The organism is Kluyvera sp. NPDC087067, assembly GCF_044745165.1.
Lineage (GTDB): Bacteria > Pseudomonadota > Gammaproteobacteria > Enterobacterales > Enterobacteriaceae > Kluyvera.
Map to the genome: position 1 here is coordinate 149,765 of NZ_JBIUZS010000006.1, position 16,048 is coordinate 165,812.

General features: G+C 54.5%; 14 protein-coding genes and 3 tRNA genes. 2 read left to right on the top strand and 15 right to left on the bottom strand.

What is annotated here, in order from left to right; all coding sequences use genetic code 11:
* Window positions 1–222 precede the first annotated feature (222 nt).
* From purA to nnr, 11 genes are all read right to left on the bottom strand, one after another.
* Window positions 223–1,521, bottom strand: a complete 1,299-nt coding sequence (gene purA / locus ACIPDS_RS16310; protein WP_166516713.1) for an adenylosuccinate synthase — start codon at window positions 1,519–1,521, stop codon at window positions 223–225.
* 101 nt (window positions 1,522–1,622) lie between these two features.
* Window positions 1,623–1,820: a DUF2065 domain-containing protein gene (locus tag ACIPDS_RS16315; protein WP_166516597.1), complete on the bottom strand. Its 198-nt coding sequence runs from the start codon at window positions 1,818–1,820 to the stop codon at window positions 1,623–1,625.
* Between the two features lie 71 nt (window positions 1,821–1,891).
* Window positions 1,892–2,896, bottom strand: coding sequence for a protease modulator HflC (gene hflC / locus ACIPDS_RS16320; protein ID WP_166516596.1), 1,005 nt, complete (start codon window positions 2,894–2,896; stop codon window positions 1,892–1,894).
* 2 nt (window positions 2,897–2,898) lie between these two features.
* Window positions 2,899–4,164, bottom strand: a complete 1,266-nt coding sequence (hflK, locus tag ACIPDS_RS16325) for an FtsH protease activity modulator HflK (protein ID WP_166516595.1) — start codon at window positions 4,162–4,164, stop codon at window positions 2,899–2,901.
* Window positions 4,165–4,320: 156 nt separating this feature from the next.
* Window positions 4,321–5,601 carry a ribosome rescue GTPase HflX gene (gene hflX / locus ACIPDS_RS16330; protein WP_166516594.1) on the bottom strand — a complete coding sequence of 427 codons (1,281 nt, stop codon included), beginning with the start codon at window positions 5,599–5,601 and terminating at the stop codon, window positions 4,321–4,323.
* A 137-nt stretch (window positions 5,602–5,738) separates the two neighbouring features.
* The gene (gene hfq / locus ACIPDS_RS16335; RefSeq protein WP_035893326.1) at window positions 5,739–6,044 is read right to left on the bottom strand and encodes an RNA chaperone Hfq; all 306 of its coding nucleotides are present in this window, start codon (window positions 6,042–6,044) and stop codon (window positions 5,739–5,741) included.
* 123 nt (window positions 6,045–6,167) lie between these two features.
* Window positions 6,168–7,118: a tRNA (adenosine(37)-N6)-dimethylallyltransferase MiaA gene (gene miaA, locus ACIPDS_RS16340; protein WP_400737920.1), complete on the bottom strand. Its 951-nt coding sequence runs from the start codon at window positions 7,116–7,118 to the stop codon at window positions 6,168–6,170.
* Window positions 7,111–8,973, bottom strand: a complete 1,863-nt coding sequence (mutL, locus tag ACIPDS_RS16345; RefSeq protein ID WP_400737923.1) for a DNA mismatch repair endonuclease MutL — start codon at window positions 8,971–8,973, stop codon at window positions 7,111–7,113. Before mutL ends, miaA begins: the two co-directional genes overlap by 8 nt.
* Window positions 8,974–8,982: 9 nt before the next feature.
* On the bottom strand, window positions 8,983–10,335 hold the full coding sequence (gene amiB / locus ACIPDS_RS16350) for an N-acetylmuramoyl-L-alanine amidase AmiB (protein WP_166516591.1): 1,353 nt from the start codon (window positions 10,333–10,335) through the stop codon (window positions 8,983–8,985).
* Between the two features lie 16 nt (window positions 10,336–10,351).
* Window positions 10,352–10,813 (bottom strand): tRNA (adenosine(37)-N6)-threonylcarbamoyltransferase complex ATPase subunit type 1 TsaE, encoded by a 462-nt coding sequence (gene tsaE / locus ACIPDS_RS16355; RefSeq protein ID WP_166516590.1) that lies wholly within the window; start codon window positions 10,811–10,813, stop codon window positions 10,352–10,354.
* Window positions 10,806–12,332, bottom strand: coding sequence for a bifunctional ADP-dependent NAD(P)H-hydrate dehydratase/NAD(P)H-hydrate epimerase (gene nnr / locus ACIPDS_RS16360; RefSeq protein ID WP_400737928.1), 1,527 nt, complete (start codon window positions 12,330–12,332; stop codon window positions 10,806–10,808). The genes tsaE and nnr overlap by 8 nt, the downstream gene beginning before the upstream one ends.
* On the opposite strand from nnr, the gene queG reads away from it, so the two are divergent.
* Window positions 12,331–13,470: a tRNA epoxyqueuosine(34) reductase QueG gene (gene queG / locus ACIPDS_RS16365; RefSeq protein ID WP_400737931.1), complete on the top strand. Its 1,140-nt coding sequence runs from the start codon at window positions 12,331–12,333 to the stop codon at window positions 13,468–13,470. The genes nnr and queG overlap by 2 nt on opposite strands.
* Before the next feature lie 269 nt (window positions 13,471–13,739).
* Here queG and ACIPDS_RS16370 read toward each other — a convergent pair.
* The 4 genes from ACIPDS_RS16370 to orn form a co-directional block, all read right to left on the bottom strand.
* Window positions 13,740–13,815, bottom strand: a tRNA-Gly gene (locus tag ACIPDS_RS16370).
* Between the two features lie 35 nt (window positions 13,816–13,850).
* A tRNA-Gly gene (locus ACIPDS_RS16375) sits at window positions 13,851–13,926 on the bottom strand.
* A gap of 36 nt (window positions 13,927–13,962) precedes the next feature.
* Window positions 13,963–14,038 (bottom strand) — tRNA-Gly (locus tag ACIPDS_RS16380).
* Between the two features lie 180 nt (window positions 14,039–14,218).
* On the bottom strand, window positions 14,219–14,764 hold the full coding sequence (gene orn, locus ACIPDS_RS16385; RefSeq protein WP_400737934.1) for an oligoribonuclease: 546 nt from the start codon (window positions 14,762–14,764) through the stop codon (window positions 14,219–14,221).
* Window positions 14,765–14,881: 117 nt separating this feature from the next.
* Between orn and rsgA the strand changes: the two genes are divergently transcribed.
* Complete coding sequence (gene rsgA, locus ACIPDS_RS16390; RefSeq protein WP_400737937.1) at window positions 14,882–15,937, top strand: small ribosomal subunit biogenesis GTPase RsgA; 1,056 nt, start codon at window positions 14,882–14,884, stop codon at window positions 15,935–15,937.
* Window positions 15,938–16,048: the final 111 nt, after the last annotated feature.

Sequence of the window (16,048 nt, forward strand, 5' to 3'; positions counted from 1 at the left end):
CTCAGGGAAATGGGGAGTAAAGGGTAAGATTGTTGATATTAATTATATTGATGATAAACCAGCCAGCGTCTGAGCCGCTAATTTATTTCATGGCAGGAAGGAAAAAAGCGAGGGTTTAACGCACGATTAAGCCGGATGACGACGCTTTGCGTCTTATCCGGCCTACAAAGCGAGTAGGCCTGATAAGCGCAGCGCCATCAGGCGCTGCACCATGAACCATAATTATGCGTCGAACGGGTCGCGCAGGATCATGGTTTCAGTACGGTCTGGGCCAGTTGAAATAATATCAATCGGCACGCCGGTCAGTTCTTCAATACGCTGAATGTAGTTCAGTGCTGCCTGTGGCAGACCGCTACGTTCCTTCACGCCAAAGGTGGTTTCAGACCAGCCAGGCATGGTTTCATAGATTGGTTCAATACCTTCCCAATCGTCTGCCGCCAGCGGGGTGGTCGTAACTTCACGGCCATCCGGCATACGGTAAGCAACACAGATTTTCACTTCTTTCAGGCCGTCCAGGACGTCCAGCTTGGTCAGGCAGAAGCCAGACAAGGAGTTAATCTGTACTGCACGACGTACGGCAACGGCATCAAGCCAGCCGGTACGACGACGACGACCGGTCGTTGCACCAAATTCATTACCCTGCTTGCACAGGAACTCACCGGTTTCATCAAACAGTTCGGTCGGGAATGGACCGGCACCCACGCGAGTGGAGTACGCTTTGATGATGCCCAGCACGTAGTCAACATAGCGCGGGCCAAGGCCAGAACCGGTTGCTACGCCACCTGCGGTGGTGTTAGAAGAGGTCACATACGGATAAGTACCGTGGTCGATATCCAGCAGCGTACCCTGTGCACCTTCGAACATCACGAAGTCACCGCGTTTACGCGCCTGATCCAGCAGGTCAGAAACGTCTACCACCATGCCGGTCAGGATGTCGGCAACCGCCATCACATCGTCCAGCACTTTCTGGTAGTCAACAGCTTCAACTTTGTAATAGTTCACCAGCTGGAAGTTGTGATATTCCATCACTTCTTTCAGCTTCTGGGCGAAAGTTTCTTTGTCGAAGAGATCGCCAACGCGCAGACCGCGACGAGCGACTTTATCTTCATAAGCAGGGCCGATACCACGACCGGTGGTGCCGATAGCTTTGGAACCGCGCGCTTTTTCGCGAGCGCCATCCAGAGCGACGTGATAATCGAGGATTAACGGGCAGGCTTCGGAGAGCAGCAGACGCTCACGAACCGGGATACCACGGTCTTCCAGGCCTTTCATCTCTTTCATCAGCGCAGCAGGAGAAAGCACAACACCGTTACCGATGATGCTTGTGACATTCTCACGAAGAATACCTGATGGAATAAGATGGAGGACGGTTTTTTCACCGTTGATTACGAGAGTATGACCAGCGTTGTGGCCACCCTGATAGCGAACAACATATTTTGCACGCTCAGTCAGAAGATCGACGATCTTCCCTTTACCTTCGTCACCCCATTGGGTGCCCAGCACGACGACGTTGTTACCCATTTTCAAAATTACCGGTTGCTTAAAAATGGATTCTACCATCGCTTTTTCAGATATACAGCACTTTTTACCCACAAAATGGCGTCTGAATGCTCTTTTTTTAATCAGCCAACCGTTTTCGTCAACATGTAGTAGATGACGATGCCAGCAACCACAAGACCGCCGCCAAATCGACGTAAAAGCGTATCGGGTAATTGGGTCATCGTAGAGATCATCTTGCGCCAGGCTTTCGGATAGAGCATCGGCCCCAGGCCTTCAAGCACCAAAACCAGCGCAAGCGCCAGCAGGATTGTCGAATTCATTATTCATCACTCTTATAAAAAAACCACCGACTCCCGGAAGAGTCGGTGGTTTTGTTTACGCGTCTGCGCAATTAGCGCGTCGCGTTACCTGGCGTCTTCATGTAGCGGAAGAAGTCGCTGTCCGGGCTCAGTACCATGACGTCCTGGTTGCCGTTGAAGCTGGCTTCATAAGCACGCAGGCTACGGATAAAGGCATAGAAGTCTGGATCCTGACTGAACGCATCGGCGAACAGTTTAGCCGCTTCAGCATCGCCTTCACCGCGCATAATACGGCCCTGACGTTCGGCTTCTGCCAGCGTTTTCGTCACTTCATAGTCAGCGGTAGCGCGCAGTTTTTCTGCCTCTTCCTGACCTTGTGAACGGTGACGACGGGCAACGGCTTCACGCTCAGCGCGCATACGGTTGTAAATCGCTTCTGACACTTCAGCCGGCAGGTTGATCTGCTTGATACGCACATCGACCACTTCAATCCCTAACGCCGCCATACTGTTCGGGTTAATGGTTGGGCCTTTGATGTTCGCCTGCTGCTCAACACGCTCCGCGGCTTCTGCAATCGCATTATCCGCCGCTGGCGTTGCCACTTCGTCATCGGCACCGGAAGAACCGGAGTTCAATGCGTCGCGAACTTCCAGCGTCAGACGACCACGGGAGTCGGTGACGATGTCTTTCACGTCCAGACGACCAATCTCAGAACGCAGACGGTCAGAGAACTTACGTTTCAGCAGAACTTCGGCCTGGGAGACGTCACCGCCGCCGGTCGCGAGGAAGTAACGGCTGAAATCGCTGATGCGCCACTTGATGTAAGAGTCGACGATCAGGTCTTTCTTCTCTTTAGTCACAAAGCGGTCTGCCTGGTTATCCATCGTCTGGATACGGGCATCAAGCATTTTCACCGACTGAATGAACGGAACCTTAAAGTGCAGGCCCGGCTCATAAATCAACGGCTTCTTATCTCCGTCACGCACGACGCTGCTGAACTGGAACTTAATTCCGCGCTCGCCTTCTTTAACAACGAAGATAGAGGTGTAAAGCACTACCAGCGCAATGATGATAATCGCGATAACTGACTTACGCATCGTTATTCCCCCTGACGCTGGTAATCGTTACGCTGCGCGTTAGCGCGGCGTTGGTCCATGATGTTGCCCTGACTGGCAGACGGCGTGCTGCTTGCACTAGTGCTGCTGGATGAGGACGCAGGCGGCAGGCGCAACAGGTTGTTGGCACCACTGCTATCGCTCTTTGCCGCTGGGGCATTTCCACTTTTCAGCATCTGATCCAGTGGCAGAACCATCAGGTTGCCATTTTTGTTGTCGCTAACCAGCACTTTGCGGGTATGGCTCAGTACTTTTTCCATGGTCTCGATATACAGACGCTCGCGGGTAATCTGCGGTGCGGCTTTATATTCCGGCAGGATCTTGGCGAAACGCGCCACTTCACCCTGTGCTTCCAGTACGGTCTGAGTCTTATACGCACGCGCTTCTTCCAGAATACGCTGCGCCTGACCGTTGGCACGTGGCTGCACTTCGTTGGTGTACGCTTCCGCTTCACGGATGTACTGCTGCTCGTTCTCACGCGCGGCAATCGCATCGTCAAACGCGGCTTTCACTTCTTCCGGCGGACGAGCGGCCTGGAAGTTGACGTCCAGCAGAGTAATACCCATGTTGTACGGGCGGATGGTTTCTTCCAGCTCGCGCTGCGTATCGCTACGAATCACGGTACGACCTTCGGTCAGAATGCGATCCATGGTGTATTTACCGATAACGCCACGCAGGGCGCTGTCGGTTGCCTGACGCAGACTGTCATCGGCGCTGGTCACGCTAAACAGATAGCGTCGCGGATCGGTGATGCGATACTGCACGTTCATTTCCACGCGCACGACGTTTTCGTCGGAGGTCAGCATCACGCCGGAGGCTGCCAGTTCGCGAACCGCTTCTACGTTCACCGGAGTGACTTCATCAATGAAGGTTGGCTTCCAGTTCAGGCCCGGCTCAACCAGATGGCTGAACTGACCAAAACGAGTGACAACACCACGTTCCGCTTCTTTAATGGTATAGAAACCGCTGGCCGCCCAGATAACGACCACGGCTGCTGCTGCGATACCGACAATGCGGCCGCCCATCGGAGCACGAGACCCCTGAGAAGAATTACCGCCGCCGGAGCCGCTTTTACCGCCCCCAAAACCACCAAGCTTCTTGCTCAGTTTACGGAAGATATCATCCAAATCCGGTGGCCCCTGATCGCGACCGCCTTTATTTCCATTTCCCCCAGAGTTGCCGCCTTGATTATTGCTGCTCCCCCACGGGTCGCGGTCTTGTCCGTTATTACCGGGCTGATTCCACGCCATGTTTATGCTCCATATTTGTTATGCGGTGATATACCTTTTCCCAGTTCAGATCTTTTCGCTGTTGACCGCGACTCCATCCTGGTTGTCGCCGTCGCGTTGAGGCGATCTGAACCGCTGGGTGCCCAAAGGGCTAATTTTTTCAGGCAAGCAGCACCGTCAGACGACGTAGTCTGCCAGTGTCGGTTCTTGTTTACAGAGGCGGCGCCAGTCGACAATCGGCATACGTACCTGCAAATTGACGCTACCGTCATCCTCCAACCACTCTTTTTCGATTGCCTGAAGCTGATAAAAGCGACTACGCAAACGCCCCGCCTGTGGAGGTAGACGCAGCGTGTGCTGCGCGACTTCACCGGAGAGCAGTTCCGTTAACGCCTGAAAAAGGAGCGGTACGCCTACCCCGGTTTGTGCAGACAGCCACACCCGGATAGGTTTGTTCTCTTCGTCCCTGTCAATGCGGGGTTCGAACTCATCGAGCATATCGATTTTGTTCATCACCAGCAGAGTCGGGATCTCGTGCGCGTCGATCTCTTCAAGGACGGTATCAACCGCGTCGATATTTTCCTGTACGCGAACGTCCGCTGCATCGATAACATGGAGCAGAAGCGTTGCTTCGCGCGTTTCCTGCAATGTGGCTTTAAACGCCGCGACCAGGTCATGCGGCAGGTGGCGAATAAAACCAACGGTATCGGCTAATACCGTTTCACCTACATCCGCAACATCAATACGACGCAGGGTCGGATCGAGGGTGGCGAACAGCTGATCGGCGGCGTAAACCTCCGCTTCAGTCAGGTGGTTAAACAGCGTCGATTTACCGGCGTTGGTGTATCCCACGAGCGATACCGTCGGCACATCAGCCTTGACGCGAGAACGGCGTCCTTGCTCACGCTGTTTGGCTACTCTCTCGATACGCGAGAGAATTTGCATAATACGATTACGCAGTAAACGACGGTCAGTTTCGAGCTGGGTTTCACCCGGGCCACGCAAACCGATCCCGCCTTTTTGTCTTTCAAGGTGCGTCCAGCCGCGCACCAGGCGTGTTGCCAGGTGGCGTAACTGCGCGAGCTCAACCTGTAGCTTACCTTCATGGGTACGCGCACGTTGGGCAAAAATATCTAAAATCAAACCCGTACGGTCAATAACTCGACATTCACACAAACGTTCGAGATTACGTTCCTGCGCGGGGCTTAGTGCATGATCAAACAGCACAACGGAAGCGCCTGTCGCTTTTACGGCTTCCGCAATTTCGACAGCCTTACCTTCACCAACAAAATACTTTGGGTGCGGGGCTTTACGGCTACCAGTAATCACCTGCAATGCGTCGACGCCGGCGGAAGAGACCAGAGATTCAAACTCCTGGAGGTCTTCCATATCTTTGTCTTGCGTAAAATAGATGTGTACCAGCACCGCCTGCTCACCGGCGTCATAACGGTCAAACAAGCGTTATATCTCCTGAAATACCAGCGGGGAACCCGGATGCTCCTCGTCCTTTAAGCCGCAGGCGCATTAGCCTTCCTGCAACGAAAAAGTCATAGAACAAAAACCGGCTCCCCGACTTGGATTAACAGCCTTCAACCTTACTCGGTTTCTTCGCTGTCTTGCGGCGCAGAACCCTGCGCGTTGCTACCGTGGTGGTAGTTGCTACCTGTGCCGCCGCCAGCATTGTTGCTATGATGGGAAACCGGACGTGACGGAACAACGGTAGAAATTGCGTGCTTATAGACCATCTGGCTGACCGTGTTTTTCAACAGGATCACGAACTGATCAAAAGACTCAATCTGCCCTTGCAGCTTAATACCATTCACCAAATAAATAGAAACTGGAACTCGTTCCCGACGCAATGCGTTCAGGAACGGATCTTGTAAAGATTGCCCCTTAGCCATTCTCTCTTTTCCTTATATGCTTATTTGTACTTATACACTTCGTCATCCAGGCAACGCCTGAGCGATTTGCGTATGAACCTTACGATTCGAAAATTGCGCACGATACGACCCAATTGTACACATTCAATCGGTACTAGCACCCACTACCTGCATCACCTGGCTAAACGCCTGCTCTGGCTGCTCACTATCTAACCAATGAACGCCATCCCAACCGCGTAACCACGTTACCTGGCGCTTCGCTAGCTGCCTCGTGGCACAAACTCCTCTATAAACCATTTCATCATATGAAATCTCGCCTTCAAGGTAAGACCACATCTGGCGGTATCCCACACAACGAATGGAAGGCATATCCGTATGCAAATCTCCGCGAGCAAATAGCGCTCGCACTTCTGCTTCAAAACCTGAAGCTAACATCTGATGAAAACGCTGCTCAATGCGCTGATGGAGCAGTTCACGGCTCGCCGGGGCGATGGCGAACTGATGCACCTTGTAGGGCAGAGCGTCTCCTGACGTTTGTGTCAGCTCCGTTAAAGTTTTACCCGAAATGAAAAAAACTTCCAGTGCTCGGGAAAGTCTTTGCGGATCATTTGGATGAATACGCTCGGCGGCAACGGGGTCTATCTCCCGCAACTGCTGATGCAGCGCCATCCATCCTTGCTCTGCCGCCTGCTGTTCAATCCGCGCCCGGACTTCCGGGTCGGCTGAAGGCAGCGGGGATAAACCTTCAAGCAACGCCTTGAAATATAACATGGTGCCGCCCACCAGCAGGGGAATTCTCCCGGCTGCGGTGATCTCTGCCATTTGCGCTAACGCATCACGGCGGAAATCCGCCGCCGAGTAGGCCTGCGACGGATCGAGAATATCCAGTAATCGATGCGGGGCGGCCTGAAGCTCTTCCGCGGAAGGCTTGGCGGTGCCGATATCCATCCCTTGATAAATAAGGGCTGAATCGACACTAATCAACTCAACTGGCAAAACTTTACGTAATTCAATTGCCAACGCCGTTTTGCCCGAAGCCGTGGGCCCCATCAAAAAAATTGCCTTAGGCAGGCTCGCCTCGGTCACATCACTCATTTCTTAACGCATTCATCGCAGAATCTAAATCAACAGGTTGTAACAGACCACCTGGTGGGGATTTGACAAGCTGCGGGCAAAGACGTTCAACGTCCGCCAGCATGGCAATCGCCTGCGCCATGTTCCACTGCGCGTGATCGCTTGCCAGATTTCGGGCCAGCCACTGCGCAATATTCCCGGCATCAATATCAATTTGTCCCACCAGGTAGCCTATCAGTTCAGGAATCAAGATTTGTAAATTTTGTTGCCGTAAGGGTAAAGGCACGGCGCGGACGGTGACGTGCTGCCCTTCCAGCAGAATTTCAATACCCAAAAGACTCAGCGTCGCCTGCGCTTCCTGCAACGTTTTACGTTCCTCTTCACGCGCTTTAAGCCGCAGAGGGATCAACAGCGGCTGGGCGCAAATCGTCGCCTCACCCGGCGTAAGCTGCGCCTGCCGCAGCCAGCGTTCCGCCACCGGCAAGGCTAACACGCTCAGTTTTCCGTTACGCTCAAGAAGCGCGCAGGTGTCGGCCACAATCGCGAGTACGCGGCCGAAACTCTGGCTGTGTCCCTCAAGGTTATCCACCGCTGGCTTAGCGGGTTCCGAGCGACTCACTGGCGTTTCCAGCAGCTGGCGATACAGCGCGCCCTGCTGTTTTTGATAACCCGGCTGCGCGTTCGGCCAGCTTGCTCCACCGCCATGGCTACTGCCTCGGGAGCTTGCGCCGCCGGCAGCCGACGAATAACGCGCCGCTTCGGGTTCGCGGGCCACCGCAGGTTCGGCAAACTGGTTGCGTCCGGCAGCGATACGATTTTCCGGCAGCGTTCGCGGTGCGGGTTCATCTTCTGCCGTCAGCGGCAGCGGCGTTTCCAGCTGCTGTTGCAGCACGCTCAGCACGCCCTGATAGATAAAGTCATGCACCAGCCGCGACTGATGGAATCGCACTTCATGCTTCGCCGGATGCACATTCACATCCACCTGATGGGGATCGATTTCCAGATACAGCACGAAAGCAGGCTGTTCATTCGCGCCGAGCTTATCTTCACACGCCTGACGAATGGCATGGTTAATCAGCCGGTCGCGCATCATGCGTCCGTTGACGTAACAGTACTGAATTTCCGCCAGCGCCGCGGTGGTGTGATGGGGGTCGGCAACCCAGCCGCGCAGCGCTAAATCGCCATGCTGCCACTCGATTGCCAGCGCGTGTTCGAGAAACGGCACGCCGCAAATCGCGCCGAGGCGACGATCTTTCGATGCGCCGTCGGCTACCGCCCGATACTGGCGGATGGCTTTACCGTTATGGGTCAGGTTGAAGCTCACATCAAAGCGCGCCAGCGCAATGCGGCGGATAATCTCATCGATGTGGTTAAATTCGGTTTTTTCGGTGCGCATAAATTTGCGCCGCGCAGGGGTGTTGTAGAACAGATCCAGCACTTCCAGCGTGGTGCCAACCGGATGCGCCGCCGGTTTGACCGTCACCGCCTGGTCGCGACCTTCCGCGTAGGCTTGCCAGGCTTCCTGCTGCTCGGCGGTACGCGAAGTCAGGGTCAGACGGGCAACCGAGCTGATGCTCGCCAGCGCTTCACCGCGAAAACCGAGGCTGACAATGGCCTCAAGGTCGTCGAGCGATGTGATTTTACTGGTGGCATGACGCGCCAGCGCCAGCGCCAGCTCGTCTTTTTTAATCCCGCAGCCGTTATCACGAATGCGAATAAGTTTGGCACCGCCGCGTTCGATATCAATGTCGATGCGGGTCGCGCCCGCATCAAGACTGTTTTCGACCAGCTCTTTCACTACCGATGCAGGACGCTCCACCACTTCACCCGCAGCAATCTGGTTGGCAAGCTGTGGCGGTAAAACCTGAATCGGCATGAAAACTCCTTAGTTAACGAGCGTCCTGTTAGTTGACGCGGCGCTGGCGGTTTGCGACTGTTCATCACGAGGGCCGGATTGTATCGGATGCGCCGTAAAATAGTTACGTAAACCGGTATAAATGGCGTCAGCAATTTTCTGCTGGTACTCATCGCTGCCCAGCAGGCGCTCTTCGCCGCTATTACTGATAAAGCCGGTTTCAACCAGTATCGACGGAATATCCGGCGAACGCAGCACGCCGAGGCTGGCATGTTCCGGGCGACGCTTATGCAAATTCCCGACCCGTTGCATCTGGCTGATAACGCTGGTCGCCACATCATACCCTACCCGCTGGGAATGACCGAATTGCAGATCCAGCACCGCCTGACTCAGATAAGGGTCAGCCTGGCTGTTCGCCAGCACATCACCCGCTCCGCCCAGCAGTTCGGACTGCTTCTCATGCTGCTCCAGCCAGCCGGCCATTTCCGTGTTAGCGCGACGGTTTGACAGCACCCACACGGAAGCCCCGGTGGCATCGCGATTTGGCGCGGCATCGGCGTGAATCGACACCAGGAAGTGAGCGTTTTGTTTACGCGCCACATCCGAGCGCCCCATCACCGAAATAAAATAGTCACCGTCGCGCGTCAATACGCCACGGAACATCGGATCGTCGTTTAACAACGTCCTGAGCTTACGCGCAATGGCGATGGTCACGTTCTTCTCACGCGTACCGCCCGGGCCAATGGCGCCAGGATCCTGACCACCGTGACCGGCGTCAATGGCAATGATCACTTTATCGCCAGGCGTACTGCTGGCGCGCGCTGCTGGACGCGGCGTAGGCGTAATGGTGCTGGTAATAGCCGGTTGCCGCTCGGTTGCTACGCGCCCGGAACTATTACCGCTGAACGGGTTACGCGCAGGCTGGCTTGGCGTGGACGCAATCACCGGCGTTTCCACCCGCTTAACCACCACAGGTGGCGGCGGTGGAGGTGGCGGCACATCCGCATTAATGGTGAACACCACGGTATAGTTGGCGCCGTTTTGCTGTTTCACTGCCCGCGTTTTGCCGTTTTCCGTTAGGTCGACCACCAGGCGTAACGATTGATCGTCTCTGGGCGTCGCCGAACGAATCGCTTTCACCAGGTTGTTGCCGCTAAAGCGCAGCGGCAATCCCTGTATCACGCCCGTTTGCTTGATATCCAGCACGACGCTGCGTTTGTCATCCTGGCTAAAGTTATATTCTGGATCGCCCATAAAGCTGAACGTGATCCGCGCCTGCGTTTCACTGTTCGCTACCTGGATATCCGACAAGCTCGCCGCCACTGCCGGTGCACCCACCAGCATCAGCGCGGCGACTAACCACCCTTTTGCGCGAAAAATCATCCTGCGATCCCTAAAATTAACCGGCAAACCGCGCCAGCAGAGACTCACCTAATGAGGAGACCGCAGTGATGCGCGCCTCACGCCCTTGCGCCTGGTAATCTAAGTGTATTTCGATATCCGGCTCGGGCAGAACACCGGTGCCCTGTTGCGGCCATTCCACCAGGCAAATGGCATCGTTAGCAAAGTAATCGCGGATCCCCATAAATTCGAGCTCCTCGGGATCCGCAAGGCGGTACAAATCAAAGTGGTAGACCATGAGATCGGTAAGCTGATAAGGCTCAACCAGGGTATAGGTGGGACTTTTGACGTTACCCTTATGGCCCAACGCCTGGAGAAAACCACGGCTAAAGGTGGTTTTACCAGCGCCTAAATCGCCATACAGATAGATGACCGTTGCGCCAGCGCAGGCCTGCGCCACTCGGTTGCCAAGGTCAAGGGTCGCCTGCTCGTCAGCTAAAGGAATCACTCGATTAATCATGGTTTACGTCAATCACATCCGGGTTAACAACACGCCGTAGCGTGGAAAAAAGATCGGTCGCTAGCATACCGCGAGTGCCGTAGCGCGCCGCCAGTTCATCGGCAGCGGCACCGTGGGCGATACACCCCGCGCAAGCTGCATCATACGGCGATAATGCCTGCCCCAGCAATGCGCCGATGATGCCGGATAGCACATCACCCATCCCACCACTGGCCATGCCGGCATTTCCGGCATCAATAATACTGCTCACACCGCATTCACTGGCGACAATCGTGCCTGCGCCTTTCAGCACCACAGTACCTCCGTACCGTTGTACCAGACGCTGTGCAGAAAGTAAGCGATCGCTCTCAATTTCTGCAACCTTACAGTTCAGTAGACGGGCGGCTTCTCCGGGATGCGGCGTGATCACGCGATTGTGACGTTTATCAGGGTTGATTGCCAGCAGGTTCAGCGCGTCGGCATCCCACAGCGTGGGTTTACGGAAATTGTCGATTTTACGCAGCGCCTGTTTTCCCCATGCTGCCTGGCCGAGGCCGGGGCCAATCACCACCGCGCCCGCCCATTCCAGGCTTTCATCCAGCGACTGCGGCGTCAGTTCAGACACCATCAGCTCCGGGCGGGCGGTGATTATCGGGGCAATATTTTCAGCGCGCGTCAGCACTCTGACAAGCCCTGCCCCCGCGCGCAGCGCCGCTTCCCCCGTCATTCTAATCGCCCCTGCGGTGCCGTGGTCGCCGCCAATCACCACCAGTTTCCCATGATCCCCTTTGTGGGAAGTCGGACGCCGCACGGTGAACCACTGCGCCAGCTGGGAAGCATCCATACGGTGAATATGTATTGGTTGTTCTGCAAGCCACGCTTCGAGCCCCAGCGCATGGTGGTGAAGTTGCCCCACCACGTCACGCGCTTTCCCGGTTAATAATCCCGGCTTGAGGGCGATAAAGGTTATCGTTTGAGCCGCGTGGATTACCGCGCCTGGCGTGGTGCCGGTTTGAGCGTTGAGCCCGGACGGAATATCCAGCGCGATAATCGGCGCGGGAAAATCATTGGCTTGTTCAATCAGTCTAGCCACGTTATCGCGCGGCGCGCTTTGCAGGCCAGTACCCAGCAGACCGTCGATAATTAAGTCCGCATCCCGTGGCCAATGAATATCAGCCGGATGAATCTCGCCACCGCAAGCCAGCCACGCCTCGCGCGCGCTATGTGCTTCTGGCGGCAATGGTTTATCGCAGGTCTGCGCCAGCAAGGTCACGCGCATTCCCGCCGCCATCGCCAGACGAGCGACCACGTAACCATCGCCGCCGTTATTGCCATGACCGCACAAAATCAGCCAGTGCCGCGCAACAGGATAGGCCGCACGCGCCACGTCGAACGCCGCCTGGCCCGCCCGTTGCATCAGTTCATACAGGGAAAGCCCCAGACTCTGTGCCGCCGTTTTTTCGGCGCGACGCAGTTCGTCCGCAGGCCATATGGAGTGTGGTATACTTTGGGGGATTCTTGTCAATGTATGGTCCGTCATGTCACAGCCCCTCGATCTCAATCAATTAGCGCAACAAATCAAACAATGGGGCACTGAACTCGGTTTTCAGCAGGTCGGTATTACCGATACTGATCTCAGCGAAGCCGAACCTAAGCTACAGGCATGGCTGGATAAACAATACCACGGCGAGATGGATTGGATGGCACGCCACGGCATGATGCGCGCCCGTCCTCACGAACTGCAGCCCGGTACGCTCCGGGTGATTAGCGTTCGTATGAACTATCTTCCCGCCAATGCGGCTTTTGCCCGCACGCTGAAAAACCCCGAACTCGGTTACGTCAGCCGTTATGCCCTGGGGCGCGATTATCATAAGCTGTTGCGTAACCGTCTTAAAAAGCTCGGTGAAATGATTCAGGAACAGTGTGTCTCGCTGAATTTTAGACCCTTTGTTGACTCCGCGCCTATTCTTGAACGTCCTTTGGCTGAAAAAGCCGGAATTGGCTGGACCGGTAAGCACTCGCTAATCCTGAACCGCGATGCCGGATCGTTCTTCTTCCTCGGTGAACTGCTGGTGGATATCCCACTCCCTATCGATAAACCTGTTGCCGAAGAGTGCGGGCGCTGCGTGGCCTGCATGACCATTTGCCCGACCGGCGCGATTGTTGAGCCGTACACCGTTGACGCCCGTCGCTGCATCTCCTACCTGACGATTGAACTGGAAGGTGCCATCCCGGAAGAGTTTCGCCCACTCATCGGCAACCGTATCTACGGTTGTGACGATTGCCAGCTCATTTGTCCGTGGAACCGTTTTTCACAGTTAACCGACGAGGCGGACTTCAGTCCACGACAAGCGCTGCACTCGCCTGAGCTTATCGAACTGTTCGCCTGGACCGAGGCGTGGTTTCTGAAAGTGACGGAAGGGTCGGCAATTCGCCGTATCGGCCATTTACGCTGGTTACGCAATATCGCCGTCGCGCTGGGTAACGCCCCGTGGAGCATTGCTGCGTTAAACGCGCTTGAAAGTCGTAGAGGTGAGCACCCACTACTCGATGAACACATTGAGTGGGCTATTGCGCAGCAAATTGCGCGACGCAATGACGGCGCGGTTGAAGTGCAACTGCCGAAAAAACAGCGGCTGGTGAGAGTGGTTGAAAAAGGTTTACCGCGCGACGCGTAAACTATTCACAGCCTGTGGGTAAAAATAAAAACACATTGCGTTTCAACATGCCTAAGTTCGTCAAGCGATCTCGCTAACATTTTGAAATGATATATCGTCTTATATTTCAATAAGATAACTAAATCAGCAAAAATCTTAAAAAGATCTGCATGCTGACAACGCGGTGAAAGGCTGTGGATAACTCTGTTTACAAGAGTATTTCAGAAACGAAAAAACAACCTCAATGGCTTAACGCATTGTGGAAGTGATTTTGTTTTGGAAGAAAAATTTGGAGCGGGAAACGAGACTCGAACTCGCGACCCCGACCTTGGCAAGGTCGTGCTCTACCAACTGAGCTATTCCCGCATTTAGGTGCTTGGTGCTGTACTGCTTTCAAATTTTGGAGCGGGAAACGAGACTCGAACTCGCGACCCCGACCTTGGCAAGGTCGTGCTCTACCAACTGAGCTATTCCCGCATTTAGGTGCTTGGTGCTGTACTGCTTTCAAATTTTTGGAGCGGGAAACGAGACTCGAACTCGCGACCCCGACCTTGGCAAGGTCGTGCTCTACCAACTGAGCTATTCCCGCAAAATCTGGCAATTTTTGTTGCTGTCGTAATTCGCATTTCTGCTTCGTTACGGGAGGCGCATTATACGAGAATTCTTTCCCCCTGCAACCCCCCTTGAAGCGATTTTTTGAATTTATCGTTCAAGTGCTGGATAAATCGGCAATCTGCCTATTCTATCGCCAATTCATCCCGTTAGCACGTTAAAGCTGAATAAAATGTTCGCGGTAGTAGGCGAGTTCCGCCACCGATTCGCGAATATCATCCATCGCCTGGTGAGTGCCCTGCTTTTTAAAGCCAGGCAGAATTTCCGGCTTCCAACGACGCGCCAGCTCTTTTAAGGTGCTCACATCCAGATAGCGATAGTGGAAGTAGGCTTCCAGCTCCGGCATGTATTTAAACAAGAAGCGACGATCCTGACCGATGCTGTTCCCGCAAATCGGCGATTTACCTTCCGGCACCCATTTTTTCAGAAACTCCAGCGTCGCCAGTTCGGCTTCACGATCGCCAAGGGTACTGGCCTTTACACGCTCAACCAGCCCGCTGCCGGTATGGGTACGCACGTTCCAGTCGTCCATCAGCGCCAGTTGTTCATCCGATTGATGGACGGCAATAGTCGGCCCTTCCGCCAGAATATTGAGCTGTGCGTCGGTCACCAGCGTGGCGATTTCGATAATGCGATCGCGCTCGGGATTCAGGCCGGTCATCTCCAGATCGATCCAAATCAGGTTGTTTTCATCTGCACTCATGTTATTTTCCACCCTTCTGTCTGACCTGCCGCAAACAAGACGCGACGGGTTAACTCGTATTAATTAGCGTGTATCATAGAGGTTTTGCCCAGCACGGGCGACCAGGAGTCAGCACGATTGAGTAAAAATAAACTCTCCAAAGGTCAGCAGCGTCGCGTATCGGCTAACCACCAGCGCCGCTTAACAACCACGAAAGAGAAGCCCGATTTCGACGATAACCTGTTTGGCGAAGCCGCCGAAGGGATCGTCATTAGTCGCTTCGGTATGCACGCCGACGTGGAGTCCGCCGATGGCGAAACCCACCGCTGCAATATCCGTCGCACCATTCGCTCACTGGTCACCGGCGACCGCGTGGTCTGGCGTCCAGGTAAAGCCGCCGCTGAAGGCGTCCGAGTCAAAGGTATCGTGGAAGCGGTACACGAACGCACCTCGGTTCTGACGCGCCCGGACTTTTATGACGGCGTGAAACCCATCGCCGCCAATATCGATCAAATCGTCATCGTGTCCGCTATTTTGCCAGAGCTGTCGCTGAATATTATCGACCGTTATCTGGTGGCTTGCGAAACGCTCGACGTAGAACCGCTGCTGGTTTTGAATAAAATCGATTTGCTGGACGATGAAGGCATGGCGTTCGTCAACGAGCAGATGGATATTTATCGCAATATTGGTTATCGCGTTCTGATGGCTTCAAGCCATACTCAAGATGGCTTAAAGCCACTCGAAGAGGCGTTAACTAACCGCATCAGCATTTTTGCCGGGCAATCCGGGGTGGGCAAATCCAGTCTGCTTAACGCGTTGTTAGGGTTAAGCGACGACAGTATCCTGACCAACGACGTTTCTAACGTTTCCGGTCTGGGACAGCACACCACCACGGCGGCGCGCCTGTATCACTTCCCGCACGGCGGCGACGTGATTGACTCCCCGGGCGTGCGTGAATTTGGTTTGTGGCACCTTGAGCCGGAACAAGTGACCAATGGATTTGTCGAATTCCATGACTATCTTGGTCTGTGCAAATATCGCGACTGCAAGCACGACAACGATCCGGGTTGTGCGATTCGTGAAGCCGTCGAGAACGGCAAAATTGCCGAATCACGTTTTGAACATTACCACCACATTCTGGACAGTATGGCGCAGGTAAAAACGCGTAAAAACTTTTCAGAGACCGATAAATGAGAACTATGATTTTGCCGACTGACATTCTCGCCAACAATCGCTAGAATCGGCCGCTTTTCTCATTAAGATCCGACTATCGCGTCGGATCTGGAACGACACATATTGGCCTGG

Excerpts from the sequence above, each read along its gene's own strand:
- amiB (WP_166516591.1), bottom strand. The coding sequence starts at position 10,335 with ATGATTTTTCGCGCAAAAGGGTGGTTAGTCGCCGCGCTGATGCTGGTG.
- ACIPDS_RS16315 (WP_166516597.1), bottom strand. The coding sequence starts at position 1,820 with ATGAATTCGACAATCCTGCTGGCGCTTGCGCTGGTTTTGGTGCTTGAA.
- hflK (WP_166516595.1), bottom strand. The coding sequence starts at position 4,164 with ATGGCGTGGAATCAGCCCGGTAATAACGGACAAGACCGCGACCCGTGG.
- miaA (WP_400737920.1), bottom strand. The coding sequence starts at position 7,118 with ATGAGTGATGTGACCGAGGCGAGCCTGCCTAAGGCAATTTTTTTGATG.
- nnr (WP_400737928.1), bottom strand. The coding sequence starts at position 12,332 with ATGACGGACCATACATTGACAAGAATCCCCCAAAGTATACCACACTCC.
- hfq (WP_035893326.1), bottom strand. The coding sequence starts at position 6,044 with ATGGCTAAGGGGCAATCTTTACAAGATCCGTTCCTGAACGCATTGCGT.
- orn (WP_400737934.1), bottom strand. The coding sequence starts at position 14,764 with ATGAGTGCAGATGAAAACAACCTGATTTGGATCGATCTGGAGATGACC.
- hflC (WP_166516596.1), bottom strand. The coding sequence starts at position 2,896 with ATGCGTAAGTCAGTTATCGCGATTATCATCATTGCGCTGGTAGTGCTT.
- purA (WP_166516713.1), bottom strand. The coding sequence starts at position 1,521 with ATGGGTAACAACGTCGTCGTGCTGGGCACCCAATGGGGTGACGAAGGT.
- mutL (WP_400737923.1), bottom strand. The coding sequence starts at position 8,973 with ATGCCGATTCAGGTTTTACCGCCACAGCTTGCCAACCAGATTGCTGCG.
- queG (WP_400737931.1), top strand. The coding sequence starts at position 12,331 with ATGTCACAGCCCCTCGATCTCAATCAATTAGCGCAACAAATCAAACAA.
- tsaE (WP_166516590.1), bottom strand. The coding sequence starts at position 10,813 with ATGATTAATCGAGTGATTCCTTTAGCTGACGAGCAGGCGACCCTTGAC.